At 62.2% G+C, this 25,488-nt stretch carries 24 protein-coding genes; 18 read left to right on the top strand and 6 right to left on the bottom strand.

Going from position 1 to position 25,488, the window contains the following annotated elements:
• Window positions 1-13: 13 nt before the first annotated feature.
• The 6 genes from ACW5W7_RS01935 to rimO all read right to left on the bottom strand — a co-directional run bounded on the left by ACW5W7_RS01935 (window position 14) and on the right by rimO (window position 7,650).
• Window positions 14-1,006 (bottom strand): ABC transporter ATP-binding protein, encoded by a 993-nt coding sequence (locus ACW5W7_RS01935; RefSeq protein WP_349918883.1) that lies wholly within the window; start codon window positions 1,004-1,006, stop codon window positions 14-16.
• 11 nt (window positions 1,007-1,017) lie between these two features.
• Window positions 1,018-2,040, bottom strand: coding sequence for an ABC transporter ATP-binding protein (locus ACW5W7_RS01930; RefSeq protein ID WP_456500588.1), 1,023 nt, complete (start codon window positions 2,038-2,040; stop codon window positions 1,018-1,020).
• Window positions 2,037-2,957, bottom strand: coding sequence for an ABC transporter permease (locus tag ACW5W7_RS01925; RefSeq protein ID WP_349918879.1), 921 nt, complete (start codon window positions 2,955-2,957; stop codon window positions 2,037-2,039). The genes ACW5W7_RS01930 and ACW5W7_RS01925 overlap by 4 nt, the downstream gene beginning before the upstream one ends.
• 1 nt (window position 2,958) lies before the next feature.
• Window positions 2,959-3,942: an ABC transporter permease gene (locus ACW5W7_RS01920; protein WP_349918878.1), complete on the bottom strand. Its 984-nt coding sequence runs from the start codon at window positions 3,940-3,942 to the stop codon at window positions 2,959-2,961.
• A gap of 116 nt (window positions 3,943-4,058) precedes the next feature.
• Window positions 4,059-5,741, bottom strand: a complete 1,683-nt coding sequence (locus tag ACW5W7_RS01915) for an ABC transporter substrate-binding protein (protein WP_456500587.1) — start codon at window positions 5,739-5,741, stop codon at window positions 4,059-4,061.
• Between the two features lie 580 nt (window positions 5,742-6,321).
• Window positions 6,322-7,650, bottom strand: coding sequence for a 30S ribosomal protein S12 methylthiotransferase RimO (gene rimO, locus ACW5W7_RS01910; protein WP_456500586.1), 1,329 nt, complete (start codon window positions 7,648-7,650; stop codon window positions 6,322-6,324).
• Between the two features lie 353 nt (window positions 7,651-8,003).
• On the opposite strand from rimO, the gene befA reads away from it, so the two are divergent.
• The 18 genes from befA to flhA all read left to right on the top strand — a co-directional run bounded on the left by befA (window position 8,004) and on the right by flhA (window position 25,483).
• Complete coding sequence (gene befA, locus ACW5W7_RS01905) at window positions 8,004-8,780, top strand: beta cell expansion factor BefA (protein ID WP_456500585.1); 777 nt, start codon at window positions 8,004-8,006, stop codon at window positions 8,778-8,780.
• Window positions 8,781-8,925: 145 nt separating this feature from the next.
• A complete protein-coding gene (locus ACW5W7_RS01900) occupies window positions 8,926-9,312 on the top strand; it encodes a hypothetical protein (RefSeq protein WP_456500584.1) in 387 nt (128 codons plus the stop codon).
• Window positions 9,313-9,440: 128 nt separating this feature from the next.
• Entirely contained in the window at window positions 9,441-9,758 is a 318-nt protein-coding gene (gene fliE, locus ACW5W7_RS01895) for a flagellar hook-basal body complex protein FliE (protein WP_349918868.1), read from the top strand.
• A gap of 54 nt (window positions 9,759-9,812) precedes the next feature.
• On the top strand, window positions 9,813-11,519 hold the full coding sequence (gene fliF / locus ACW5W7_RS01890) for a flagellar basal-body MS-ring/collar protein FliF (protein WP_349918867.1): 1,707 nt from the start codon (window positions 9,813-9,815) through the stop codon (window positions 11,517-11,519).
• Window positions 11,512-12,573 (top strand): flagellar motor switch protein FliG, encoded by a 1,062-nt coding sequence (gene fliG / locus ACW5W7_RS01885; RefSeq protein ID WP_349918865.1) that lies wholly within the window; start codon window positions 11,512-11,514, stop codon window positions 12,571-12,573. The genes fliF and fliG overlap by 8 nt, the downstream gene beginning before the upstream one ends.
• Before the next feature lie 69 nt (window positions 12,574-12,642).
• Window positions 12,643-13,446, top strand: coding sequence for a flagellar assembly protein FliH (fliH, locus tag ACW5W7_RS01880; protein WP_349918864.1), 804 nt, complete (start codon window positions 12,643-12,645; stop codon window positions 13,444-13,446).
• A 106-nt stretch (window positions 13,447-13,552) separates the two neighbouring features.
• Entirely contained in the window at window positions 13,553-14,884 is a 1,332-nt protein-coding gene (gene fliI, locus ACW5W7_RS01875) for a flagellar protein export ATPase FliI (protein ID WP_434663445.1), read from the top strand.
• Between the two features lie 23 nt (window positions 14,885-14,907).
• Window positions 14,908-15,348 (top strand): flagellar export protein FliJ, encoded by a 441-nt coding sequence (gene fliJ, locus ACW5W7_RS01870; RefSeq protein ID WP_349918860.1) that lies wholly within the window; start codon window positions 14,908-14,910, stop codon window positions 15,346-15,348.
• Between the two features lie 90 nt (window positions 15,349-15,438).
• Window positions 15,439-17,430, top strand: coding sequence for a flagellar hook-length control protein FliK (locus ACW5W7_RS01865; RefSeq protein ID WP_456500583.1), 1,992 nt, complete (start codon window positions 15,439-15,441; stop codon window positions 17,428-17,430).
• Between the two features lie 57 nt (window positions 17,431-17,487).
• Window positions 17,488-17,994, top strand: coding sequence for a flagellar basal body-associated protein FliL (gene fliL / locus ACW5W7_RS01860; RefSeq protein ID WP_434663436.1), 507 nt, complete (start codon window positions 17,488-17,490; stop codon window positions 17,992-17,994).
• Window positions 17,995-18,025: 31 nt separating this feature from the next.
• The gene (gene fliM / locus ACW5W7_RS01855; protein WP_349918854.1) at window positions 18,026-19,096 is read left to right on the top strand and encodes a flagellar motor switch protein FliM; all 1,071 of its coding nucleotides are present in this window, start codon (window positions 18,026-18,028) and stop codon (window positions 19,094-19,096) included.
• Window positions 19,097-19,154: 58 nt separating this feature from the next.
• Window positions 19,155-19,550: a flagellar motor switch protein FliN gene (gene fliN, locus ACW5W7_RS01850; RefSeq protein ID WP_025326247.1), complete on the top strand. Its 396-nt coding sequence runs from the start codon at window positions 19,155-19,157 to the stop codon at window positions 19,548-19,550.
• Entirely contained in the window at window positions 19,547-19,921 is a 375-nt protein-coding gene (gene fliO, locus ACW5W7_RS01845) for a flagellar biosynthetic protein FliO (protein ID WP_434663432.1), read from the top strand. Before fliN ends, fliO begins: the two co-directional genes overlap by 4 nt.
• Window positions 19,908-20,654: a flagellar type III secretion system pore protein FliP gene (gene fliP / locus ACW5W7_RS01840; RefSeq protein WP_434663430.1), complete on the top strand. Its 747-nt coding sequence runs from the start codon at window positions 19,908-19,910 to the stop codon at window positions 20,652-20,654. The genes fliO and fliP overlap by 14 nt, the downstream gene beginning before the upstream one ends.
• Before the next feature lie 25 nt (window positions 20,655-20,679).
• Entirely contained in the window at window positions 20,680-20,949 is a 270-nt protein-coding gene (gene fliQ, locus ACW5W7_RS01835) for a flagellar biosynthesis protein FliQ (RefSeq protein ID WP_349918849.1), read from the top strand.
• Window positions 20,950-21,004: 55 nt separating this feature from the next.
• Window positions 21,005-21,802, top strand: a complete 798-nt coding sequence (fliR, locus tag ACW5W7_RS01830; protein ID WP_349918848.1) for a flagellar biosynthetic protein FliR — start codon at window positions 21,005-21,007, stop codon at window positions 21,800-21,802.
• An 80-nt stretch (window positions 21,803-21,882) separates the two neighbouring features.
• Entirely contained in the window at window positions 21,883-23,013 is a 1,131-nt protein-coding gene (gene flhB, locus ACW5W7_RS01825; RefSeq protein WP_434663426.1) for a flagellar biosynthesis protein FlhB, read from the top strand.
• A gap of 367 nt (window positions 23,014-23,380) precedes the next feature.
• Window positions 23,381-25,483 carry a flagellar biosynthesis protein FlhA gene (flhA, locus tag ACW5W7_RS01820; protein WP_349918845.1) on the top strand — a complete coding sequence of 701 codons (2,103 nt, stop codon included), beginning with the start codon at window positions 23,381-23,383 and terminating at the stop codon, window positions 25,481-25,483.
• Window positions 25,484-25,488 lie beyond the last annotated feature (5 nt).

Below are 25,488 nucleotides of genomic sequence, written 5' to 3'. Positions count from 1 at the left end.
GCGAGAGGCTGACTCAGTCGTACAGGTAGCAGCGCACGAAGTGGTTGTCGGCGAGCTTGGTCACCGGCGGCAGGCTCTCCTTGCAGCGGGCCATGGCCTGGTGGCAGCGACCGGCGAAGGGGCACCCGCGAGAGTGCGGGGTCCAGAGCGGGATCTCTCCCTTGCGGCCCCCCTCCAGCTCGGTGTGGATGCTCTTCTCCGGATCCGGCACCGCCGAGATGAGCAGCTGGGTATAGGGGTGCTGGGGGTGGTGCAGGATCTCGTCCACCTCGCCCCACTCCACCATGTGACCCACGTACATCACCGCGAGATCTTCGGCCACATAGCGGGCGGTGGCGATGTCATGGGTGATGTAGAGCATGGAGACGCCGAGTTCGTTCTTCATCTGCTCCATCAGGTTGAGGATGCCGATGCGAATGGAGACGTCGAGCATGGAGGTGGGCTCGTCCGCCAGCACCACTTCCGCCTCCACCGCCAGGTTGCGGGCGATGTTGACCCGCTGGCGCTGGCCGCCGGAGAGCTGGTGCGGATACTTGGCGGCGGTGGCCTTGGCCGGGGTCAGTCCCACCTTCTCCAGCAAGGCGTAGACCATGTCCGGCAGATCTTTCTTGTCGAGCACCTTGCTGTGCAGCAGCAGGGGGCGGGCGATGTGGTGGTAGATGGTGTGGGTCGGGTTCAGCGAACCGAACGGGTCTTGCCATACCATCTGCACGCTCTGGCGGTAGTCGAGCAGGGCGGTGCCCTTGTCGAACTCCTCCAGATCCCGGCCGCGGTAGAGGATGCGGCCGCTGGAGAGCTTGTACATCTTGGCGATGATCTTGGCGATGGTGCTCTTGCCGGAGCCGGATTCACCCACCACCGCCAGGGCGCGGCCCCGGTGCAGGTTGAAGGTGATGTCGGACAGGGCCCGCATCTTGCCACTCTTGATGGCGTTGGAGTTGACGGGGAAGTCCTTGTAGAGGTGCTGGACTTCGATGATGGGGGCGTCGGTTTTGGCGATTTGCATGACAGACATCCTTAACAGCCAGCGGCCTTGTCCAGGTAGATCGGAAGATCCGATTGTTGCTCCGCCACGCCGTAGAGGTGGCAGGCGGTCTGTTGTCCCGGCCGGATCTCGGCCAGCTTGGTGTATTCCTGACGGCAGCGATCATGTACCCGGTTGCAGCGGGCCTGGAAGCGGCAGCCGACCGGCACCTCCAGCAGATTGAGCGGGGTGCCTGGGATCCCCTCCAGCACGGTTTTCGGGCCGTGCAGGGGCGGGAAGGAGTTGCCGAGCCCCTTGGTATAGGGGTGCAGCGGCGCGGTCAGGATCGCCTTGGAGGGGGCAATCTCGATGAGCTCGCCGGCGTACATGATGCCGATGCGATCGCAGAACTCGACCATGAGGGAGAGGTCATGGGTGATGAACAGGATGGAGAAGTTGAATTTCTCCTTGAGCGCATAGACCTTCTGCAGGATCTCCCGCTGCACCACCACGTCCAGCGCCGTGGTGGGTTCATCCATGATCAGCAGCTCGGGGTTCAGCGCCATGGCGATGGCGATCACCAGCCGCTGGCGCATGCCGCCGGAGAACTGGTGCGGGTAGTCCTTGAGCCGACTCGGGTGGATGTCGACGATCTCCAGCAGCTCCTTGGCGCGCTTGATCGCCTCATAGCGGGTCAGGCCGGGATTGTGGGCCAGCAGCACGTCACAGAACTGCTCTTCCATGCGCAGCACGGGGTTGAGCGCGTTCATGGCGGACTGGAACACCACGCTGGCCTGGCGCCAGCGGTAGCTGCGCAGCCGCTCGTCGTCGAAGTGGAGGATGTTCTCTCCCTTGAACAGGATCTCGCCGCCGCTGATGTAGGCGGGTGGCTTGTGCAGCCTGGCCACCGAGAAGGCGACCGTGGACTTGCCGCAACCGGATTCACCGGCGAGGCCGAATACCTCTCCCGGCATGATGTCAAAGCTGACCGAGTTGACGGCGCGCACGTCGCCGTTCTCGGTGATGTAGTCGACGCAGAGCTGGCGCACCGACAGCAGGGGTTGTTGCGAGGTCATGCTGTCTTCTCCTGTGCGGCCATAGCGGTGACTGGGGCGGGGGCGGCGAGTTTCTTCCAGCGATTCAGACCCTTGTGGGAACGCAGCTGGGGGTTGGCTATCTCGTCGATGGCGAAGTTGAGCATGGCAAGGCCGGCGCCCAGGGTCGCGATGGCGAAGCAGGGGGCCAGGATCTCCCACCAGGCGCCCACCAGGATGGCGCTCGAGGTCTGGGCGTTGTAGAGCATGATGCCCCAGCTCACCACGGTCGGGTCGCCAAGACCCAGGAACTCCAGAGTCGCCTCGGTGACGATGGCGTAGATGATGGAGCCGATGAAGCTCACCCCGATGATGGAGATAAGGTTGGGCAGTATCTCCACCAGGATGATGCGCCAGGCCGGTTCACCCAGCACCTCGGCGGCGATGACGAACTCCTTCTCCCGCAGGGCCAGGGTCTGGGCGCGGATGACCCGGGCGCCATAGGCCCAGGAGGTAAAGCCTATGATGAGGGCAATCACCGTCGGTGACGCCTCCCCGATGAAGCTAGCGAGCACCAGCAAGAGAGGAAGGTTCGGGATCACCAGCACCACGTTCATCAGGAAGGTGAGGCACTCGTCCACGATACCGCCGAAGTAGCCGGCGGTGATGCCCACCGTGATGGCGAGGGCGCAGACCAGGAGACCCGCCCCGAAGCCCACCAGCAGGGAGATACGGGCACCGTGGGTGAACTGGGACCAGAGATCGTGCCCCATGCGGTTGGAACCCATTACCAGCTCCACGCTGGGAGGCTGGTGCGGGCGGGCGACCCGCTTGGTGGGTTCGTTGCTGGTCAGGAGCGGGGCAAACAGCGCCATCAGTACGAAGGTGACGACGATGGCGAGGCCGAAGGCCGCCTTCTTGTTGCCCAGCAGGATCTTGAGAATGGTCGGCATACGCATCTTATTTGCCTCCTGTACGCAGACGGGGATCCAGGAAGACATAGAGCACGTCCGCCAGGAAATTGAAGCTGAGCATGGTGATGGTCATGATGAGCAGTTGGCCCTGAATGAGCGGGTAGTCACGGGCGAGGATGCCCTGATACAGGGTCAGGCCCAGGCCCGGGTAGTTGAAGATGACTTCGGTGATGAGGGAGCCGCCGATGACGAAACCCAGTGCCATGGAGAGGGCGGTGACGCTCGGCAGCACGGCGTTGCGGGCGCCGTAGTTGAAGATCACCCGGTTGCTGGAGAGTCCCTTGGCCTTGGCCATGGTAATGTAGTCCTCACCCAGCAGGTTGATCATGTTGTTGCGCATGGTGATGAGGAAGCCCCCCACCTGCACCATGGCCAGGGTGCCCACCGGCATGATGGCGTGCAGCATGATGCTCTTGATGTGTTCCCAGCCGAAATCGGCCTTGATCTCCGGGCTGTAGGCGTAGCCAATCGGAAGCCAGTTGAGGCTTACCCCGAACAGGAAGAGGGCGAGCAGGGAGACCACCACCGGCGGGATGGCCTGCATCACCAGGGTGAGCGGGGAGAGGATGCTGTCCATGCGCCCCCCCCGGTACCAGGCGGCGAAGATGCCGACGATGGAGCCGATGGAGAAGCTCAGGATGGTGGAGGTGCCCACCAGGAACAGGGTCCAGCCGATGGCGCGGCCGAGCACGTCGGCGACCGGCTGCGGGTAGTAACGCACCGAAGTGCCGAGATCCCAGGTGAAGACGCTCTTCACATAGGTGAGGAATTGGGTGCCGATAGGACCGTCAACGAAGCCGAAGGTGGCTTTGAGGGCTTCCAGGGCGGCGGGCTCCATCATGGCGCCGGCCCGGGCGAACATGACGGAGACGGGATCCCCTGGCATGGCTCTGGGTAACAGGAAGTTGATGGTGGCGGCCACCAGAAAAGCGACCAGATAGAAGGAGAAACGTCTGAGTATAAATCCCATGGTGATACCTTTTACTGCAAGCCTGCCCCGCGCCGGGCAAAGCTACCCCAACCCCGTGAGGTCCGGGGGATGAAGTGAGGGCGGGGAAGAAGGCCCCCCGCAGGGGGCCGAGGTGATTAGCTGTTTGGCTTGAGTGACAACACGTGCAGCAGACGCTCCGGGGTATCCGGGTGAACCTGCGGCTTGGCGACCGGGTTGTCGGCACTGAACCAGCCATTGAAGCGCTTGGTGCTGTACTCGTACCAGGTCGGGTTGTTGAACACCGGGATGATGGTCTGGTTGGCCCCGACACGCTCCTGGATGGCAAACATGATCTCTTTCTGCTTGGCCGCGTCGGCGGTCTGGGTGAAGTCATCGATCAGTTTGTCGAGTGCCGGATCCTTGTAGCGGGGCGCCGCGAAGCGGTTGCCACGTTCACCCATGTTGCGGGAGTGGAAGGCGGTCTCGAAGTACTTGTGCGGGTTGGCACCGGCGAAGTAACCCTGCAGGGCGACGTCGAAGTCACCGGTGATCAGGTTCTCGGTCCAGACGGTGGCTTCCGGGGTGGAGGTCTTGGCGTTCAGACCCAGGGCCTGCAGGCCTTCGACCCCGATCTGGACGGTGTTGACCCAGTCGGTCCAGCCGTTCGGTACCAGTACCTTGAACTCGATCTTCTTGCAGCTCGGGGTGTCCAAGAACTTGTCGCCGTCACAATCCTTGTAGCCCGCCTGTTTCAGCAGCGCCTTGGCGCCTTCCAGGTCGAACTTGTTGTATTTGCCGTATTTCTTCTCGACTTCCGGGTTGTCCCATGAGGCGAATGCCTTGCCAAGACCGGACGGATACTCGTTGACGGTCGGGTAGCCGTAGCCCGCGATGTCCACCATGGACTGGCGGTCCATGGCCATGGAGAAGGCGCGGCGGAAGTTGATGTCGTTGAAGGCTTCGTGGTTGCCCGGGTTCTTGCTCTGGAAGTTGACGTTGAACGCCACGGTGCCGGAGGCGGGGAACCAGTACTTGTTGTTCTTCGGATCGTTGCCGACGTAGAGACGCTCGATATCCGGCACGAAGGAACCGAACCAGTCCACGTCACCCTTCATCACGGCGGCCAGTACCTGGTCGTTGGTGGCCATCTGCGGCATGCGCAGGCAGTCGATGGAGAGGCTGGCGTTATCCCAGTAGTGCGGGTTGCGGCACTGGGTGTAGAGCTGGGCGGAGAAGTTGTCCACTTCGGTGAAGGGACCGGTACCGACCGGCTTGTCGTTGGTGAAGGCAACCGGATCCTTGACGGACTTCCACTGGTGCTCGGGCACGATGGGCACCAGCACCAGGTCGTTCACCACGTTGGTGTTCACTTCGGCCAGGTCGAACTTGACCTTGTGATCCCCCTGCTTCTCGACACCCTTGATCTGAGTCCAGATGGAGCGCTCGTCCAGCGCCTTGTTGGCCTTGACCAGGTTGAAGGAGAAGAGGATGTCGTCGGCGGTGAAGGCTTCACCATCGGACCACTTGACCCCTTCGCGCAGATCGAAGGTGACGGACTTCAGATCATCGCTGAAGGCGTAGTGGGTCGCCAGACGATAGACGGGTTTGCCACCCTGCATATCGTTGAAGATCACCAGCGGCTCATAGATGAAGTGACGGGTCGTGTGCAGCAGACCTGCCTGCAGGAAGGGGTTGAAGTTTTTCACCCATGCGGTTTCCTGCTGGGCAACCAGGGTCAGCACCGTCTTGTTCTCGGCGGCCATGGCAGTGCCGGTCATACCGGCGAGCAGGGTCCCCAGCATGACTGAGGTAGCGATTTTGGATACTTTGGCAAGCATATTTTTTCCTTTCTTATTGGTCTTCCATGGTTTTGGAATGGAGCACCGACATCGCATGCTTGGACACCGGCCCTCTCTGTTGGTCAGGTTTTGCACCCTTGTAGTTGTGTCATCCAACGCCCTTAGAAAAGCAGAGTTAACAGGAAAACAACAACTCTTCATTTCGTCGATATCGTAAAAACCCAATGACGCTCGTCAATCTCGTCAAAGTCTATTTTTAATCCTTTATTATTAGACTGTTATGTTAATTATCACAGAGCATCAAGTCACCCTTTGACGTCGGTGAAAAGTGATTATGTGAACTGGATCGTGCTGGTTTTTACGCTCGCCATCTGTCTTTTTTTTAAGCATGAAGCAAGCGACCGGGAAAGCGGCCCGGGTTTGTGCGCTGGGTCACGAAGAGGAGTGAAAGCGTTTTCTTGTGCGCAGGCAGAGATCTGGAGAGCCGTAACAGCGTGGTGTGCCGAAATGGATGAAGGAGGGCCGGTACGATTTCGATGGGCGTATGGTGGCTGGCTGACGGTGGGCAATAAAAAAGCCAGTCAGCAGGGCTGACTGGCTTTCGGGCTGAGCGGCGGGTTTAGTTCACCAGACTGGCCCAGAGGTCGTATTCGTCCGCCTCGTCGATGCGTACTTTGACCATGTCGCCGGGCTTGAGGTCGGTCTCGCCGTTCAAGTAGACCAGGCCGTCGATCTCGGGGGCATCGGCGGCGGAGCGGCCGGTGGCGCCCTCTTCGTCCACTTCGTCGATGAGAACGGTCATCTCCTGACCCACCTTGCGGGCCAGCTTGCGGATGGAGACCTGTTGTTGCAGTTCCATGAAGCGCTGGAAGCGTTCTTCCTGCACCTCGGCCGGCACCGGATCCGGCAGATCGTTGGCCTTGGCACCTTCAACCGGGCTGTATTTGAAGCAGCCGACCCGATCCAGCTCCGCCTTGTCGATGAAGTCCAGCAGCATCTGGAATTCTTCTTCGGTCTCGCCGGGGAAGCCGACGATGAAGGTGGAGCGCAGGGTGATCTCGGGACAGATCTCGCGCCACTTCTGGATGCGCTCCAGGGTGCGCTCGACGGTGCCGGGGCGCTTCATCAGCTTGAGGATGCGCGGGCTGGCGTGTTGCAGCGGGATGTCGAGATAGGGTAGCACCTTGCCGTCGCGCATCAGCGGGATGACGTCATCCACGTGCGGATACGGGTAGACATAATGCAGGCGTACCCACATGCCGAGCTTGGCGAGTTCTTCGCACAGGGCCACCATGCTGGTCTTGACCGGCATGCCGTCATAGAAGCCGGTACGGTGCTTGACGTCCACGCCATAGGCGGAGGTGTCTTGGGAGATCACCAGGATCTCCTTCACGCCCGCCTCTTTCAGGCGCTTGGCCTCGGCCAGCACCTCGCCGATGGGACGGCTCACCAGATCCCCGCGCATGGAGGGGATGATGCAGAAGGTGCAGCGGTGGTTGCAGCCTTCGGAAATCTTCAGGTAGGCGTAGTGACGGGGGGTCAGCTTGACCCCATGGGCCGGCACCAGGCTGGTGAAGGGGTTGTGGGTGGGCTTTTCCACGTACTTGTGGACGTGGCCCAGCACCTCTTCATAGGCGTGGGGGCCGGTGATTTCGAGCACCTTGGGGTGGATCTCGCGGATCTGGTTCTCTTTGGCGCCAAGACAGCCGGTGACGATCACCTTGCCGTTTTCGGACAGGGCCTCACCGATGGCTTCCAGCGACTCTTGTACTGCGCTGTCGATGAAGCCGCAGGTGTTGACCACCACCAGCTCCGCATCGTCATAGCTGGGCACCACATCGTACCCTTCGGTACGCAGCTGGGTCAGGATGCGTTCGGAATCGACCAGATTTTTGGGGCAACCCAAGGAGACGAATCCTACTTTGGGGGCCTGTTTTGTGTTGGACATCGCTCAATCACTCTTAGGTGGCTCTATTATAAGGGCGCGGATTTTACCGGAATGGCTAACCAAAAACTATACAACCGGGGCTGGCCGAACAATATTTACGGGTTCATCCCCTTTGCATTGGCAAGGGCGAGGGGGATGAGCGCCTCTGCGGGTGACAGTTATCGTCCGACCACGGCAGCCTTGCTTCCTCAAGCAGAGTACGGCAGGAAACGCCTTGCTCACCCGGCAATATGGGCGAAAGAGTGACGCAGGTGATTGAGTCGCAAGGCATAGTCGTGAACGGGACTGTTATTGGCGTACGATTAAATCTGATAGGGTAGTGATCCGCTGACGAGCAGAAGAAGGAGCAGACCATGAAGAGCAAACCCTGGCTGATTGCCGCCGCCCTGTTGCTGGCATCCACTCCCAGCCATGCCGACTGGGCCAAGCTGAAAGAGGCCGCCTCCGATCTCGGCACCGCGGTGAGCGACACCAGCAAGGAGGCATGGAAGGGGATCACCGATTTCTCCAAGGAGACCTGGGAGTCCGTCTCTACCTGGGGAGCCGATGCCTATAACAAGGCTGGCGCCTGGACCGAAGAGAGTGCGGCCACCGGCAAGGAGTGGCTGGATGCGGCGGACAAGAAGCTCGACACCATGTTGGAACCCAAGACCCCGGAAGAGGCACGCACGGCCCTCGATACCATGGCCGACACCGCTCTGGTGCGGCTGTTCAACGATCAGCCCTCCGCCAAGCTGCTGTTTGACCAGGCCTATGGCTACGCGGTGTTTGATTCGCGCAAGTTCTCCCTGATGATCCATACCAACCAGGGGTCGGGGGTCGCGGTCAATCGCAAAACCGGCAAGCACACCTATATGAAGATGTTCGGGGCTGGCCTCGCGGCCGGGCTCGGCGGCAAGTTCTATCAGCAGGTGATCCTGTTTGAAGACCAGACCCACTTCGATGCCTTCGTCAACAAGGGCTGGGAAGCCACTTCCGAGGTGGGGGCCGTGGCGGGCAAGGAGAGTGCCGAGCTGACCGCCAAGTACAACGGCGGCATGGCCATCTACCAGATTGGCGAGAAAGGGCTGCTGCTGGATGCCAATATTTCCGGCTCCAAGTACTGGCTTGACGATGATTTGAACAAGTGACACATCCCTCTCGGTCCGACAAGTTCTTTTTCTTCTATCAGATTGAAATACAGTCTGTTTAATTGACGAGACTTGCAGTAAAAAGAGGGCCTTCGGCCCTCTTTTTCATGGGCGCGGATCAGAGTCGTGGGACAAGGAGAGGGATATGGCGCATGAGCCCGGGCAAGATGTGATGGCGGCCCAGAGCCGGGAGTGGGAAAAACAGAGCATCTATCTGCGGTTGCAGGAAGGGATCCCCACGGCGTTCTGGGTCTGGGGGGATCTGGTGGCACCGCTGGAACCAGTCTTGCCGACAGAAGCCTATGCGGGCCAGTTTGGTTGGGGAGAGGCCGATGAGGCCTGCCTGGCCCTCTCCCACGCCATCATCGCCAAGCTGGTGGCCGTGGGCTTGGTGACCCCTGAGCAGGCAAGCGTCAAGGCGCACTACCTGCGTGATGAGGTGCTGGCCAAGCTGCCCGCCGACGAACACTACGATCTGCACCTGAGTTACCTGCGGTTGCTGCTGGGCAAACAGCCCTGGCCCGCGATCTGAATCCGTGACGGCTGGTGGCACCGGCCTGATCACGCCCCTCTTTCACTTCTGATCTTCTCTATTCGCTCTGGTTGGCACCCTTATTGCTTTAAGCCTGTCAGCGTCAATGATTTGTCTGGGGATGAAAGATGGAAATAAGTGCAAGCAGCCTGATGCAAGAGATGCAGGCACTCAAGGTCGAAGCGGGAGCCACCCCGCTGGCCCAGCCTGGTCGCCCGGTCAGCTCGGATTTCGGTCAGATGCTCAAGCTGGCTCTCGACAATGTCAACGAGCTGCAGGGCAGCGCCAACGATCTGCGCACCCGCTTCGATCTGGGCGACAAGTCGGTGGATCTCTCCGAGGTGATGATCGCCGGCCAGAAATCCTCCATCGCCTTCGAGGCGACCGTCCAGGTGCGCAACAAGATGGTCGATGCCTACAAGACCATCATGAACATGCCGGTATAAGCATATCCATGGCGACTGAGCATCATGAACATGTCAGCAACAAGGACATAAACCGTGGCTAACGATCAAAACGGCGATCTGCTGATGAACAACGAAGGGGCGGCGACCCTGGACGAGCAGGAGCAGAAGAGCTCGGCGCTGGGCTTTCTCTCCAACACGGATGTGCTGCGCCAGATCACCCTGATCCTGGGGCTGACTATCTGTCTGGCCATCGCCGTCTTCATCCTGCTGTGGGGCAAGGAGCCGGAGATGCGTCCCCTCGGCACCTTCAATACCCAGGAGCTGGTCTCCACCCTCGACTACCTCGATCAGCAGAAGATCCCCTATCAGGTGGACGGCAAGAGCGTGCTGGTCAGCGCCGAAAACTATGCCGATATCCGTCTGCGCCTTACCCGCGCCGGCCTTGCCAGCAGCAGCGACGTGAGCAATGACGGCGAGTCCATCCTGCTCAAGGACTCCAGCTTCGGCGTCAGCCAGCGCATGGAGGGAGAGCGTCTCAAGCTCAGCCGCGAGCGCCAGCTGGCGAGCGCCATCGAGCAGTTCCAGAACGTGGCCAAGGCCCAGGTGCTGCTGGCCATCCCCAAGGACAACGTGTTCGCCCGTAACGAACGCAAGCCGAGTGCCACCGTGGTGCTGAGCCTGCGGGGCAGCGCCCTCGGCCAGGGGGAAGTGGACTCCATCGTCGACATGGTGGCCTCCGCCGTCCACGGCCTGGAGCCGACCCGGGTCACGGTCACCGACCAGAATGGCCGCCTGCTCAACTCCGGCTCCCAGGATCCTCTCTCCGCCCAGACCCGCAAAGAGTTTGCGATGCAGCAGAAGCAGGAGCTGGAGTACAAACAAAAAATTGACGCCATCCTGATCCCGGTGCTCGGGGCGGACAACTACACCGCCGAGGTGGATCTCTCCCTCGACTTCTCCCAGCAGGAGCAGACCCGCAAGACCTTCAATCCGGACTTGCCCGCCGTGCGCTCCGAGATGACGGTGGAGGAGAACAGCTCGGGTGGCAGCAACGGCGGCGTGCCCGGCGCGCTCTCCAACCAGCCCCCTGCCGCCTCCAGCATTCCCCAGGAGGCGACGGCCGCCGAGGGTGGCAATGCGGCCAGCGGCCGCTCCCGCAAGGAGGCGACCCGCAACTTCGAACTGGACAGCACCATCAGCCATATCCGGCGCCAGCAGGGCGGCATTCGCCGCATGACGGTGTCGGTGGCGGTGGATTACAAGGCGACGCCTGGCGCCGAGGGCGCCATCACCCGCGAGCCCCGCACCCAGGCCGAGCTCGACACCCTGCGTCGGTTGCTGAGCGGCGGCCTCGGCTTTGACGTGACCCGGGGGGATACCCTGGAAGTGGTCGCCATCCCGTTCAACCGTCCCGAACTCGAGGCCGTGGCGGACATCCCGCTCTACGAGCAGCCCTGGTTCTGGCGCGCGGTGCGCATTGCCGCCTCCGTGCTGGTCATCATAGTGCTCATCGTCACCGTGGTGCGGCCCATGCTCAAACGCCTGCTCTACCCGGATGCGAGACCGGAAGGGGAGCTGGATCTGGACAACAGCATAGTGCTGGGCGGGGATGACGAGCTCAGCCTGCTGGCGGCCCAGGCGGAAGCCGAGCCCATCTTCGGGGTGCGCGATGGTCACCTGAAACTGCCGGATCTGCACAAGGATGAAGACTTGCTCAAGGCGGTGCGTGCGCTGGTGGCGAATGAACCGGATCTGGCCGCTCAGGTCATTAAAGAATGGGTAACGAACCGAGATGCCTGAAGAGAACAAGAACCAAATCACCGGTAACGAGATTACCGACAGCCAGCGCCTGCTTCTGGATCAGATGAGCGGGATGGAGATGGCGGCCGTGCTGATGCTGAGCCTCAACGAAGAGGACGCCGCCCAGATCTTCCGTCATCTCGAACCCAAGCAGGTACAGCGCCTCGGCATGTCCATGGCCTCGATGTCGGACTTCAGTCACGATCGGGTGGCGGCGGTGCATCGTCAATTTATCGACGACATCCAGAAATACACCAACATCGGTATCGGCAGCGAAGACTTCGTGCGCAAGGCCCTGGTGGCGGCACTCGGGGAGGACAAGGCCAGCAACCTGGTGGATCAGATCATCCTGGGGTCAGGGGCCCGCGGCCTCGACTCCCTCAAGTGGATGGACGCGCGCCAGGTGGCCAGCATCATCCAGAACGAACACCCGCAGATCCAGACCATAGTGCTTTCTTATCTGGAGCCGGAGCAGTCGGCGGAGATCCTGAGCCAGTTCCCGGAGCAGGTACGCCTGGATCTGGTGATGCGTATCGCCAACCTGGAAGAGGTGCAACCGGCGGCGCTGCAAGAGCTCAACGACATCATGGAGAAGCAGTTCGCCGGTGCGGCCGGGGCTCAGGCCGCCAAGATGGGTGGCCTCAAGGCTGCCGCCAACATCATGAACTACCTCGACACCAACATCGAAGGCCAGCTGATGGACTCCATCCGCGACTCGGACGAGGAGATGAGTCAGCAGATCCAGGATCTGATGTTCGTGTTCGAGAACCTCATCGACGTGGACGATCGCGGTATCCAGACCCTGCTGCGGGAAGTACCGGGGGATCTGCTGCAACGGGCCCTCAAGGGCTCGGACGATCAGATGCGGGAGAAGGTGTTCAAGAACATGTCCAAGCGGGCCGCCGAGATGCTGGCAGACGATCTGGAGGCCATGGGGCCGATCCGGGTCTCCGAAGTGGAGGCCGCCCAGAAGGAGATCCTCTCCATCGCACGCCGTCTGGCGGACGCGGGCGAGATCATGCTGGGGGCCGGTGGTGGCGAAGAGTTCCTCTAACATGTTGGCCTTTCACCATGGTGTTGTATTGTCATGCCACCCGTTTCTGGTGAGGAGTGCTACTAGAGCATGAACAGCAAGAATAACAAGCTGCGCGGTTACGTCCGGCCTGAGCCGGACGAGTTGCCGGCGCAGGCCTGGGGCTGGCCCGAGATGGAAGTCGAATCCGAGATCCAGAGCAATGCCCTGGGGCTCAGCCCGGACTGGTACCGGCAGGAGCAGGAGGTCGAAACCCCAGATCCCGAACCGGAAGAGGAGCCCGCTCCCAGCATCACCGCCGAGGAGCTGGAGGCCATTCGCCAGGCCGCCTGGGAAGAGGGGATGAGCGAGGGGCGTGAAGCGGGCTTTGCCAAGGGATTGGAGGAGGGCAAGCTGGAAGGCTTGCAACAGGGCCATCAGGCGGGTCTGGAGCAGGGCAGGGAAGAGGGGCTCGCCATGGGCCGCGAACAGGTGGAGCAACAGATTGCCCACTGGCAGGGGCTTGCCGATCGCCTCGCCAACCCCCTGAGCGAACTGGACGCCGCGGTGGAGCAGCAGCTCATCAGCCTGGTGCAGCAGCTCGCCCGCGCCCTCATCCGCCATGAGGCGCAAACCTCGCCTCGGCTGCTGCTGGAGGCGCTCAAACAGGGGCTCTCCCTGCTGCCGGCCGCCGAGCACGGGGTCACCCTGATGCTGCATCCGGATGATCTAGCCCGGGTCGAGGAGGCCTTCGGCGCCGAGGAGTGCGCCAGGCGCCACTGGCGGTTGCAGGCCGAACCCACCTTCTCCCCGGGGGATCTGCAGCTCGCCACCGAGCTTTCCAGCATCGATCTGACCCTGGCGGGGCGCATCGAGCAACTGCTGCGCAGCTTCCTGCGGGACAACGCGGACTGATGGTGCTGCATCGCCCTGCACCTTCTGGCGCCGCCGTATTCAACATCAGGGCCGGGATGGCGTCCTGTTCGCCCCGGCCCGCACTTTTCACCCCTTCGGAGGCTTCATGACCGCGTCCTTGCTCAATCGGCTGCACGCTTACCGCGTGCGCGAGAGCGGCCCCACGCCGCCGGTGGCAGGCAAGCTGACCCGGGTGGTGGGGCTGACCCTGGAGGCCATCGGCTGTCGCGCCGCCATCGGCGCCCTGTGCCGCATCGATACCCAGGAGGGGGCGCTGGAGGCCGAGGTGGTGGGCTTCTCCGGGGATCGCCTGTTCCTGATGCCGAGCGAGCAGCTCAAGGGGGTCATTCCCGGTGCCCGGGTGGTGCCCATCACCGAGGAGCATGGCATTCCAGTGGGGATGAACCTGCTCGGCCGGGTCATCGACGGCATCGGTCAGCCCCTGGACGGGCTCGGCCCCATCCTCGCCTCCCAGACGGTGCAGTTTGCCCAGCACCGCATCAATCCGCTCGCCCGTCGCCCCATCCATCAGCCGATGGACGTGGGGGTACGTGCCATCAACGCCGTGCTCACAGTGGGCCAGGGCCAGCGGATGGGGCTGTTCGCCGGCTCCGGCGTCGGTAAATCCGTGCTGCTCGGCATGATGACCCGCGGCTCGGTGGCGGACGTGGTGGTGGTGGGGCTCATCGGTGAGCGGGGTCGGGAGGTCAAAGAGTTCATCGAGGAGATCCTCGGGGCCGAGGGGCGCGAGCGGGCCGTGGTGGTGGCGGCGCCTGCCGACGCCTCGCCGCTGATGCGCCTCAAGGGGTGCGAGACGGCGCTGGCCATCGCCGAGTATTTCCGGGATCAGGGGCTCAACGTGTTGCTCTTGATGGACTCCCTCACCCGTTATGCCCAGGCCCAGCGGGAAATCGCCCTGGCAGTGGGGGAACCGCCCGCCACCAAGGGCTACCCGCCTTCGGTATTTGCCAAATTGCCGGCGCTGGTGGAGCGGGCCGGCAACGGCAGCGACGGCCAGGGCTCCATTACGGCCTTCTTCACCGTGTTGACGGAGGGGGACGATCTGCAGGATCCCATCGCCGACGCGGCGCGGGCCATCCTCGACGGTCACATCGTGCTGGCGCGGGAGCTGGCGGATGCGGGCCATTACCCGGCCATCGACATCGAGAAGTCCATCAGCCGGGTCATGCCCATGGTCACCTCGCCGGAGCACATGGAGCTGGCGCGCACCTTCAAGCAGTTTTACTCCCTCTATCAGCAGAACCGGGATCTCATCACCATCGGCGCCTACAGCCAGGGCTCGGATCCCCGCATCGACCGGGCCATCATCCAGAAGCCCTATCTGGATCAGTTCTTGCAGCAGAAGATGCGCGAGGTCATTCCCTATGATGAAGGCCTGCAATCCCTGCACATGGTGGCCATGCCCCTGATGCGTTGACGAGATGAATCGGGAGCCAATTGATGAGTAAAGGACTGGAGTTGCTGTCAGCCAGGCTGGTGGAGGCCGAACATCAAGCGGCCATGGCGCTGGCCAAGGCCCAGCAGGACTTGAAGCTGTTCATGGATCAGCAAAACGCGCTGAACCAGTACCGCCAGATTTACCACCAGCAGTGGACGGATCGCGGCCTGCAGGGGATCAGTCCCCAGCAGAACAGCCAGTATCACGCCTTCATCAACAAGCTGGAAAATGCGGCGACCCAGCAATACGAAGGGGTGTTGCAGGTGCGCGAGGCGCTGGCCCAGTGCCGCACCCAGTGGCTGGAGGCCCAGCAGCGGCGCAAGGCCGTCGAGCTGTTGCTGGAGAAGCAGGCAGACAAATTGCGCCTGAAGGCCCAGCGCCAGGAGCAGAAGATGCTGGATGATTACGCCATCCAGCGACGCTATCACCACTCTGGCCTGTAATTTGCTTCTCTTCGGTCAATCACTCGATTCATCGACCGCCCCAGCCCCAGGCCGCGCGGTCATCACCGGATTGTCGTCAGGGATCCCAGCATGATACAGACCCAGTTGATTACAGCCTCTGCCCAGGCCAAGTCGGTCGATGGTGCCGCCACCCCGGCGTTGCCTGCGCTGGGTGGCGAGGGGGATCTGCCACTGCCGGGAGAGGGCAAGGCCCTCTTCGCCGATGCCATGGCCCGCCAGCTCGGGCAACAGGATCCCGCCCGTCAGGGGGATGGCGCACTCAAGTCTCCGCTGGATGCCAAATCTTTGGCGGCGAGCGAGACGAGCCAGAATGCACCTCATCAAGTAGAGAAGGCCGACGAGGCCGAGCTTCCCCCCGACGATTTCCTGCAGCAGCTGCAAGCCTCGCTGCGCCAGGACACCACCCTGGTGGCGCAGGTGGCGACCCCTCCCCAGGCTCCGCTCCCTGCCGCCCATCCGGACGGCAATGACTTGCCGCCCGAGTCGCCCTCCATCGCCGGAGTCCCTGGCAAGGACGCCGTGGCCGGTGCCGGGCAGCAAGGGACTTTGCCCCAAAACGACCTGGCCCAGCGCACGGAGCTAGCAGCGGCCTTGGCGCCATCCGGCAAGGGGACGGGTGATGCCGCGAACAGTGCGGCGGAAAAAAGTGCGGCACATGGCGCGGCGTCCCCGGATGCCCTGGGCCGCGTGGCCGGCGCCGATGCCGCCCTGCCGGGCAAACAGGCTGCATCCCCGGTGGCGGACGGGGTTGACAGCCGCGAGACTGGCGCAGACCTGAACGCATCAGAGAAGTCTGTGGCCGACAAGGGCGTCGCTGCCAAAGAGACCGGATCCAAGCCGGAATCCCAGCCCCTCTCTGGCCCCGAGCGAGCAGCCCAGCTGGCCAAGGTGGTGACGGGAGAGACCGATGGCGCGAACAGGGAAAACCTGTCCGCCGCGCAGACCGCCAATGACAAGCAGGCCGGTGTGGCCAGGGTCTTTGGAGAAGGGGTGGCCAGTGCCACTATGGTCTCTGCCGATCAGCCCGCAGCCAGTGCCGAGGGCAAGGCTGACGGGCGCTCACCAAGCGGGGCGGATGCCAGCGCACAGGGCGCAGGTGGCGTGACGGCCAGCACCGATGAGGCATCAGGTCAGGCCCGCACAGGGGGCAGGGCGCAAGAGAGCGGCACTGCCCAGGCTTCCGTCGCCAAGGCCGATGGGGGTGCGAGCAGTCAGACTCCAGTGGTGGCTCCTGCCGGAACGGCTCAGGTGAGCGATCCCCAGACCCCGGCGCTGGCGGCGCCGCAGCAGGTGCTGGCTCGTCACGAATCTCAGGGGCCACAAGCCTCACTGGCGGCCCTGTCCGCCGGCATCCAGCAGATGGAGAGTGCCCCGGCCGTGGTGGTCAAGGCCAATAGCGAACTCAGAAAAACCGAATTGAAGGGATCCCTGGACGAGGTCGGCAAGAGTGCGGGGCTGGAGGCCAAGCCCGCCCAGCAGGCCGAGGCGGGTGCCACCACCCAGCAGCTGGCCTCCCAGGGGAGTAACGAGTCGAAGTCCGTTGCCGAAACCGGCGCCAGACGGGATGCCCAGAACCTGCCGCACCTCAAGCTGGCGACGCCAGAAACCCCGACCCAGTTGCACCAGAAAGTGAATCTGATGTTGACGGACAAGCTGCAGCAGGCGGAGATCCAGCTCGATCCCCTGGGGCTTGGCAAGATGAAAATCCAGATCCAGATGGGGGCGGACAGTCAGGCCAGCGTCAACTTCGTGGTCCAGCATGGCCAGACCCGGGAGATGCTGGAGCAGGCCATGCCGCGCCTGCGGGACATGCTGGCGGGGCAGGGGATCCAGCTTGGGCAGACCCAGGTGCAACAACAGCCTCAGTCGCAACAACAAGCACAGCAGCACTCCCAGCTGGCGCAGCAACAATCCCAGGGGCAGGCGAGCTCCGGGGGAGAGGGCCGACAGGGGAACGGTGGCGCCGGTGGCCGCGGTCAGGGAGAGAGCGAGGGTACGGCCCATACTCTCAGCCTGCTGGTGGAATCGGCAAACGATGCCGGAATTGATTTCTATGCTTGATGCATTCTTAAGTAAGTTTATGATACCGAACAAGTTTGAGACTAGGGTGGACGAGGGATGGCAGACGATAACGAACTGACGCTGAAGGATCCGGCGGCAGCCAAGAAAAAGAAGCTGATCATGATTATCGCCCTGGCCGTTGTCCTGCTCGGGGGCGGAGGGGCCGGTGCCTGGTTCATGCTCTCCGGCGGTGACAAGCCCGCGGCCGATGCTGCCGAGGCCAAGCCCGCCGACAATGCGCCCCAGCCTTCGCTTTATGTGGGCATGCCACGTCCCTTCGTGTTCAACGTGGCGGGTGGCCAGCGGGATCGACTGGTGCAGATCAAGATCCAGCTGATGGTGCGGGGCGCCGCCGACGAGACCCTGGCCAAGCAGAACATCCCCCTGATCGAGGGGACCCTGCTGCGGGTCTTCAGCGCCGCCACTGCCGAGCAGCTGATGACCTTCGAGGGCAAGGAGAAGCTGCGCAAGGATTCACTGGAGGAGTGTCGCCGGGTGCTCAACGATCTGGTCGCTACCCCCGTCATAGAACAAGTGTTGTTTACCGGCTTCGTGATGCAGTGACGAGCCGACCAGTCATGGATAAAGGTGAAGCGTGAGCGATCTGTTAAGTCAGGACGAAATTGATGCCCTGTTGCACGGTGTCGATGATGTCGAAGAGGAAGAGTTAGGGGCGGCCGGGGATCCCGGGATCGCCCAGTTTGACTTCTCCTCCCAGGACCGCATCGTCCGTGGCCGCATGCCGACCCTGGAGCTGGTGAACGAGCGTTTCGCCCGTCACATGCGCATCAGCCTGTTCAACATGATGAGGCGCACCGCCGAGGTCTCCATCAACGGCGTGCAGATGCTGAAATTCGGGGAGTACGTGCACACCCTGTTCGTGCCCACCAGCCTGAACATGGTGCGCTTCCGCCCCCTCAAGGGGACGGCTCTCATCACCATGGAGGCGCGCCTCGTCTTCATCCTGGTGGAGAACTTCTTCGGTGGCGACGGTCGCTACCACGCCAAGATCGAGGGGCGCGAATTTACCCCCACCGAGCGACGCATCATCCAGATGCTGCTCAAGCTGGTGTTCGAGGATTACAAGGATGCCTGGGCCCCGGTGATGGACGTGGGCTTCGAGTACCTTGACTCCGAGGTGAACCCGGCCATGGCGAACATCGTCAGCCCCACCGAGGTGATCGTGGTGAGCTCCTTCCACATCGAACTGGACGGCGGCGGCGGTGACTTCCACGTGGCCATGCCCTACTCCATGCTCGAACCCATTCGCGAGTTGCTGGATGCGGGGGTGCAGAGTGACAAGGGGGACACGGACGTGCGCTGGAGCAAGGCGCTGCGCGACGAGATCATGGACGTCAAGGTGGAGCTCAAGGCCAAGCTGCTGGAGACCGAACTGACCCTGCGGGATCTGATGGAGCTCAAACCCGGCGACATCATCCCGGTGGAGATGCCGGAGAACCTGCTGGTCTATGTGGAGGACTTGCCGACCTTCCATGCCAAGATGGGGCGCACCAAGGAGAACGTTGCGCTCAAGATCACCGACAAAATCAAGCGCCCTGACGGGGTCAAGACAGAGATGCATCTGGTGACCCGGGGGGGCGTGCGTATCGATGGCGAAGCCGAGCTGGAAGAGCTCGAGCGCAGCATCGCCGACAAACACCCCTGATTGACGGCCCGTCATCACGGGCATGAATAGAAGCATTTAGCAGCATAAGGAATTCGAGATGAGCGGAACCGATGACGAGCAGGATCTGATGGCTGACGCCTGGGCTGCCGCGCTGGAAGAGCAGGTGACGGCCGAGGCCAAGCCGGCCCCTCTGGAAGAGCTCAAGGATGACGCCCCCATCAGTGCCGAGGAGCGTCGCAAGCTGGACACCATTCTGGACATCCCGGTGACCATCGCCATGGAGGTGGGTCGCAGCCAGATCAGCATCCGCAACTTGCTGCAACTGAACCAGGGCTCGGTGGTGGAACTGGATCGGGTGGCCGGCGAGCCCCTGGACGTGCTGGTCAACGGCACCCTGATCGCCCACGGCGAGGTGGTGGTGGTGAACGACAAGTTCGGCATCCGCCTGACCGATGTCATCAGCCAGATTGAACGGATCAAGAAACTCAAATGATCCGCGCTCTCGCCCTGATACTGTTCGCCTCTCCGGCGCTGGCGGAGGGGGTCAACCCTCCCAGCATCACCTCCTGGCTGCTCTCCAGTCTGATGGTCATCGGCCTCATCCTGGTGCTGGGCTTTTTGCTCAAGAAGAGCAAGCTCACCAGCGTCATGGGGGGAGGCCAGATGAAGGTGATCGCCACCCTGCCGCTCGGTTACAAGGAGAAGCTGATGGTGGTCAAGGTGGGGGAGCAGCAACTGCTGATCGGGGTGACCCCGCAGCAGGTCAACTTCCTCTACCGGCTGGAGGAGCCGCTGGACGAGAGCCAGCCCCAGGCTTTCTCCCAGCAGCTCGGCAAACTGATGGGCAAGCATGAAAAAAGCTAACTGGATCTGGCTGTTCCTCAGCCTGTTTGCCCCCCTGGCCCTGGCCCAGGACGGCATGTCGGCCCTCACCGTCAAGACCATGGCGGATGGCTCCCAGGAGTACAGTCTGACCCTGCAGGTGCTGGCGCTGATGACCGCGCTCTCCTTCCTGCCGGCCATGGTCATCATGATGACCTCCTTCACCCGCATCATCGTGGTGCTCGGCATCTTGCGCCAAGCCATCGGTCTGCAGCAGAGCCCCTCCAACCAGGTGCTGATCGGCATCGCCCTCTTCATGTCGTTCTTCATCATGTCCCCGGTGCTGGATCGCATCAACGAGGAGGCGCTGCAGCCCTATCTGGCGGAGACCATAGGGCCCAAGGAGGCGCTGGAGAAGGCTGAATTGCCCATTCATCAATTCATGCTGGCCCAGACCCGGGTCAAGGATCTCAACACCTTCATGGAGATAGCCAATGTGCAGGTGGACAAGCCGGCGGACGTGCCCCTGCGGGTGCTGATCCCGGCCTTCGTCACCAGCGAGCTCAAGACCGCATTCCAGATAGGCTTCATGTTGTTCCTGCCCTTCCTGGTCATCGATCTGGTGGTGGCGAGCATCCTGATGGCCATGGGGATGATGATGCTGTCACCCATGCTGGTGTCGCTGCCCTTCAAGCTGATGTTGTTCGTCATGGTGGATGGCTGGAACCTGATCCTGGGGTCCCTTGCCAACAGCTTCGGGCTGGGCGCGGGTTAGCCGGTCAATCGAGAGGATCCGACACATGAGTCCTGAAACCTTTGTCGACGTGTTTCGCGAGGCGCTCTGGCTGGTGACCATCATGGTGTGCGCCGTGATCCTGCCGAGCCTGATGGTGGGCCTCATCGTTGCCATCTTCCAGGCGGCGACCTCCATCAACGAACAGACCCTGAGCTTCCTGCCCCGTCTGGTGGTGACCCTGCTGGCCCTGGGGCTCGGCGCCCACTGGGGCTTGCAGAGCCTGATCGACTTCTTCCAGCTGATGGTCAGCCAGATCCCCGAGGTGGTGGGGTAATGCCTGTGGGCGCAGGCGCCTGGCCACCGTGCCCGCCCGTTGCAGGGACGCGGTCATGACTTACACCACGGCGGTGATCATGGAGTGGCTGGCCTCCATCGTCTGGCCCCTTGCCCGCATCAGCAGCCTGCTGATGGTGATGGCCGTGTTCGGTAGCCGCCTGGCCCCCGCCAGGGTGCGCATGGGGCTGGCGCTCGCCATCACCTTCATCATCGCCCCCCTGTTGCCCCCCATGCCCAAGGTGGAGCTCTTCTCCGTCGGCAGCTTCCTGGTGCTGGGACAGCAACTGCTCATCGGTGTGGCGCTCGGTCTGATGACCCAGTTCCTGCTGGAGACCTTCGTGATGGCGGGCCAGGTGATCGCCATGCAGACCAGTCTGGGCTTCGCCACCCTGGTGGATCCCATGAATGGTCAGTCCGCCCCCGTGGTGGGCCAGTTCTACCTGATGCTGGCAACCCTGGTGTTTCTGGCGGTGGACGGACACCTTTTGATGATCAAGATGGTGGTGTTGAGCTTCGAGACCCTGCCGGTATCGGATCAGGGGCTCTCCCTGCCCGCCATCCGCAGCCTGGTGAGCTTCCTCGGGGTCATGTATCAGGCCTCCCTGGTGATGGCGCTGTCGGCCATCGTCGCGCTGCTGCTCATCAACTTCGCATTCGGGGTCATGACCCGGGCCGCCCCCCAGCTCAACATCTTCAGCATCGGCTTCGCGGTCAGCATGATGTCCGGTCTCTTCATCCTCTGGCTCACCATCGGCGGCTTCATGGGGCACTTCGAGGCCATCTGGGAGCGGGTGCAGGAGACCAGTTGCGAGCTGATTGATGTGCGCTGCTTCGGGGGCCAGAATGGCTGAGCGCACCGAGGTGATATCCTTCGCCCTGATGGTCGGTCTGAGCGGCATGCCGCCAGGAGCGACCTGCCTCGGAGGTCAGCATGGCTGATACCGATCAGGAACGCACAGAACAACCCACGGGCAAACGACTGCAACAGGCCCGGGAAAAAGGGCAGATTGCACGTTCCAAGGAGCTGGGTACCGCCAGCGTCCTGCTGGCCACCGTCTTCGGTCTGCTGATGATCAAGGAGAGCCTGGCGGGGGCCATGATCAAGGTGCTCACCATGGGCTTCACCCTGGAGCGGGAGCAGGCCTTCGATCCCAATGCCATGGGGGTCATGCTGCCGACCCTGCTGTGGGAGCTGGTGCAGCCGCTGGGCATGCTGTTCCTGCTGGTGGCCATCGCCGCCTTCGTCGGCAACACCCTGCTCGGCGGGATGAACTTCTCCTCCGAGGCGATGTTACCCAAATGGAGCAAGCTCAGCCCCTTGAATGGTCTGAAACGGATGTTCGGGGTGCAATCCCTGGTGGAACTGCTCAAATCCATCGCGAAAGTGCTGTTCATCAGTCTGTTCGCCTGGTGGATGCTCTCCAGCCAGTTCAATCATCTGCTGAATCTCTCCCTCGAGGGCTTCCCCGGCGGCATCATCGATGCCCTGGATCTGCTGCTCTGGATGCTCATCATCCTCTGCTGCGCCCTCATCCCCATCGTCGCCATCGATGTGCCCTTCCAGACCTGGAACCACACCCGCCAGTTGAAGATGACCAAGCAGGAGATAAAAGACGAGTTCAAGGACAGCGAGGGCAAGCCCGAGGTCAAGGGCAAGATCCGCCAGTTGCAGATGCAGATGGCGATGCGCCGCATGATGGGGGATGTGCCCAAGGCCGACGTGGTGATCACCAACCCGACCCACTACTCGGTGGCGCTCAAATACGACGCCAGCAAGCCCGGGGCGGCCCCCAAGGTACTGGCCAAGGGGGCGGACGAGGTGGCGATGAAGATACGGGAGATCGCCCGCGAGTACGATATCCCCATCATGGCCTCGCCGCCGCTCACCCGTGCCATCTTCCATGCCACCGAGATAGGGCAGGAGATCCCGGAGGGGCTGTTTGCCGCCGTGGCCCAGGTGCTGGCCTATGTCTATCAGCTCAAGAAGTTCCGCCGTGGCCGTGGTCGCCGACCGACCCCCATCGCCACTGAGCTGCCGATCCCGCCGGAATTTCGCAAGTAGCCTTTCCGCCGTGGGCTAAGTGCTAGCCTACGTCTCTTCGCTCAAGACGTTCCTACGTGGCCGTGGTCGCCGACCGACCCCCATCGCCACTGAGCTGCCGATCCCACTGGCGTTTCGCAAGTAGTCTTGCCGCCGTGGGCCAGGTGCCGGCCTACGTCTCTCCGCTCAAGACGTTCCGCCGTGGTCGCCGACCGACCCCATCACCATGGAGCTGCCGATCCCCTTTGCGTTATGTCGGTGATGAAAGATTCACCAACGTCGAACTTCTGACAGCGTCAAAACAAAACCCTTGTATATCAATAATTTGAATTATTGGCTTGATGTTTGCTTTAATCCGGAAACTGGCAGTCGATAACTGAGAACAGCGATGGGATTCAAGGCAGGATTGGGCCGTTTAAAAGAGTACAGGTGGTTGCTTGGCAAGGGGGTAGGGACCCCGCTGCTGGTGCTCGCCTCCCTCGGCATGGTGGTGCTGCCCATTCCGCCCCTGATGCTGGATATCCTGTTCTCCTTCAACATCGCCCTCTCCATCGTGGTGCTGCTGGTGGCCGTCTACACTCGCCGCCCCCTGGAATTTGCCGCCTTCCCCACCGTCCTGCTGATTGCGACCCTGCTGCGTCTGGCCCTCAACGTGGCCTCCACCCGGGTGGTGCTGCTGGAAGGGCACAACGGCAGCGCGGCCGCCGGTCACGTGATCGAGGCCTTCGGCAACGTGGTGATCGGCGGCAACTATGCGGTCGGCATCATCGTCTTCATGATCCTGGTGATCATCAACTTCGTGGTGGTCACCAAGGGTGCCGGCCGTATCTCCGAGGTGAGCGCCCGCTTCACCCTGGATGCCATGCCCGGCAAGCAGATGGCCATCGATGCGGATCTCAACGCCGGCCTCATCAATCAGGAAGAGGCCAAGAAGCGCCGTCAGGACGTGACCCAGGAGGCGGACTTCTATGGCTCCATGGACGGTGCCTCCAAATTCGTGAAGGGGGATGCCATCGCCGGCATCATGATCCTCTTCATCAACATCATCGGTGGCTTCATCATCGGCATGATGCAGCACCAGCTCACCTTCAGCGAGGCGGCCCAGGTCTACACCCTGCTCGCCATCGGTGACGGCCTGGTGGCCCAGATCCCCTCGTTGCTGCTCTCCATCGCCGCCGCCATCATCGTGACCCGCCAGAACACGGATCAGGACATGGGCACGGCGGTGCTCGGCCAGTTGTTCGAAAACCCCAAGGCACTGGTGATCTCCGCCGGCATCTTGCTGTTGATGGGCATAGTGCCCGGCATGCCACACCTGGCGTTCCTGAGCCTCGGTGCCATCGCCGCGGTTGGTGCCTGGTGGCTGCTGCGCCGTGACAAGCTGCGGGCCGCCAAAGCGGCCAGTGGCGAGTTGTTGCCGCAGGCGGCCGATCAACCTCATGAGCAGAAGGATCTGAGCTGGGATGACGTCATGCCGGTGGATGTCATCGGTCTCGAGGTGGGTTACCAGCTTATTCCGCTGGTGGACAAGAGCCAGGGCGGAGAACTGCTCAACCGGATCAAGGGGGTGCGCAAGAAGCTCTCCCAGGAGTTCGGCTTCCTGGTGCCTGCCGTGCATATCCGGGACAACCTGGATCTCGCGCCGAACCAGTACCGCATCACCCTGATGGGGGTGAGCACAGGGGAGGCCACCGTCTATCACGACAAGGAGATGGCCATCAATCCGGGCCAGGTGTTTGGCCAGATCCAGGGTATCGCCACCCAGGACCCCGCCTTCGGGCTGGAGGCGGTCTGGGTCGCCAAGGAGCAGGTCTCCCAGGCCCAGACCCTGGGCTATACGGTGGTGGATGCCGCCACCGTGGTCGCCACCCACATGAGCCAGATCCTCTCCAACCACGCGGCGCTGCTGTTGGGTCATGACGAAGTGCAACAACTGCTGGATATGATAGGGAAGCACCAGAGCAAGCTGGTGGAAGGTCTGGTTCCCGAGGTGATCAGCATGGGCAATCTGGTCAAGGTGCTGCAAAATCTCCTCAATGAAGGCGTGCCAATTCGCGATATGCGCACTATCCTGCAGACCCTCGTGGAATATGCGCCCCGCAGCCCGGATCCGGAAGTGCTGACGGCCGCCTGTCGTATCGCCCTGCGCAGACTCATCGTGCAGGAGATCGCAGGCCCCGAACCGGAGCTGCCGGTGATCACCCTGTCGCCAGAATTGGAACGTATATTGCATCAATCCCTGCAAGCAGGTGGGGGAGATGGCGCCGGCATAGAGCCGGGACTGGCGGAGCGGATGCAGCGCTCCCTGGTGGAAGCCACTCAACGACAAGAACTGGAAGGCCAACCGGCCGTGCTTCTGACATCGGGGATACTGCGCAATACCCTGGCGAAGTTTGTCAAGAATGCCATTCCTGGATTACGCGTGCTGTCCTATCAGGAAGTGCCTGACGACAAGCAGATCCGCATCGTCAGTGCGGTAGGACAAGGCTAGTTAGC

It is taken from the genome of Aeromonas intestinalis (assembly GCF_054052485.1).
Note: the sequence above shows the minus strand (reverse complement) of the source record. Positions and strands in the feature narration are given on the sequence as shown.

Bases quoted from the DNA above. Each gene is read 5' to 3' on its own strand.
- ACW5W7_RS01935 (WP_349918883.1), bottom strand. From the start codon at position 1,006: ATGCAAATCGCCAAAACCGACGCCCCCATCATCGAAGTCCAGCACCTC.
- ACW5W7_RS01930 (WP_456500588.1), bottom strand. From the start codon at position 2,040: ATGACCTCGCAACAACCCCTGCTGTCGGTGCGCCAGCTCTGCGTCGAC.
- ACW5W7_RS01925 (WP_349918879.1), bottom strand. From the start codon at position 2,957: ATGCGTATGCCGACCATTCTCAAGATCCTGCTGGGCAACAAGAAGGCG.
- ACW5W7_RS01920 (WP_349918878.1), bottom strand. From the start codon at position 3,942: ATGGGATTTATACTCAGACGTTTCTCCTTCTATCTGGTCGCTTTTCTG.
- ACW5W7_RS01915 (WP_456500587.1), bottom strand. From the start codon at position 5,741: ATGCTTGCCAAAGTATCCAAAATCGCTACCTCAGTCATGCTGGGGACC.
- rimO (WP_456500586.1), bottom strand. From the start codon at position 7,650: ATGTCCAACACAAAACAGGCCCCCAAAGTAGGATTCGTCTCCTTGGGT.
- befA (WP_456500585.1), top strand. From the start codon at position 8,004: ATGAAGAGCAAACCCTGGCTGATTGCCGCCGCCCTGTTGCTGGCATCC.
- ACW5W7_RS01900 (WP_456500584.1), top strand. From the start codon at position 8,926: ATGGCGCATGAGCCCGGGCAAGATGTGATGGCGGCCCAGAGCCGGGAG.
- fliE (WP_349918868.1), top strand. From the start codon at position 9,441: ATGGAAATAAGTGCAAGCAGCCTGATGCAAGAGATGCAGGCACTCAAG.
- fliG (WP_349918865.1), top strand. From the start codon at position 11,512: ATGCCTGAAGAGAACAAGAACCAAATCACCGGTAACGAGATTACCGAC.
- fliH (WP_349918864.1), top strand. From the start codon at position 12,643: ATGAACAGCAAGAATAACAAGCTGCGCGGTTACGTCCGGCCTGAGCCG.
- fliI (WP_434663445.1), top strand. From the start codon at position 13,553: ATGACCGCGTCCTTGCTCAATCGGCTGCACGCTTACCGCGTGCGCGAG.
- fliJ (WP_349918860.1), top strand. From the start codon at position 14,908: ATGAGTAAAGGACTGGAGTTGCTGTCAGCCAGGCTGGTGGAGGCCGAA.
- ACW5W7_RS01865 (WP_456500583.1), top strand. From the start codon at position 15,439: ATGATACAGACCCAGTTGATTACAGCCTCTGCCCAGGCCAAGTCGGTC.
- fliL (WP_434663436.1), top strand. From the start codon at position 17,488: ATGGCAGACGATAACGAACTGACGCTGAAGGATCCGGCGGCAGCCAAG.
- fliN (WP_025326247.1), top strand. From the start codon at position 19,155: ATGAGCGGAACCGATGACGAGCAGGATCTGATGGCTGACGCCTGGGCT.
- fliO (WP_434663432.1), top strand. From the start codon at position 19,547: ATGATCCGCGCTCTCGCCCTGATACTGTTCGCCTCTCCGGCGCTGGCG.
- fliP (WP_434663430.1), top strand. From the start codon at position 19,908: ATGAAAAAAGCTAACTGGATCTGGCTGTTCCTCAGCCTGTTTGCCCCC.
- fliQ (WP_349918849.1), top strand. From the start codon at position 20,680: ATGAGTCCTGAAACCTTTGTCGACGTGTTTCGCGAGGCGCTCTGGCTG.
- fliR (WP_349918848.1), top strand. From the start codon at position 21,005: ATGACTTACACCACGGCGGTGATCATGGAGTGGCTGGCCTCCATCGTC.
- flhB (WP_434663426.1), top strand. From the start codon at position 21,883: ATGGCTGATACCGATCAGGAACGCACAGAACAACCCACGGGCAAACGA.
- flhA (WP_349918845.1), top strand. From the start codon at position 23,381: ATGGGATTCAAGGCAGGATTGGGCCGTTTAAAAGAGTACAGGTGGTTG.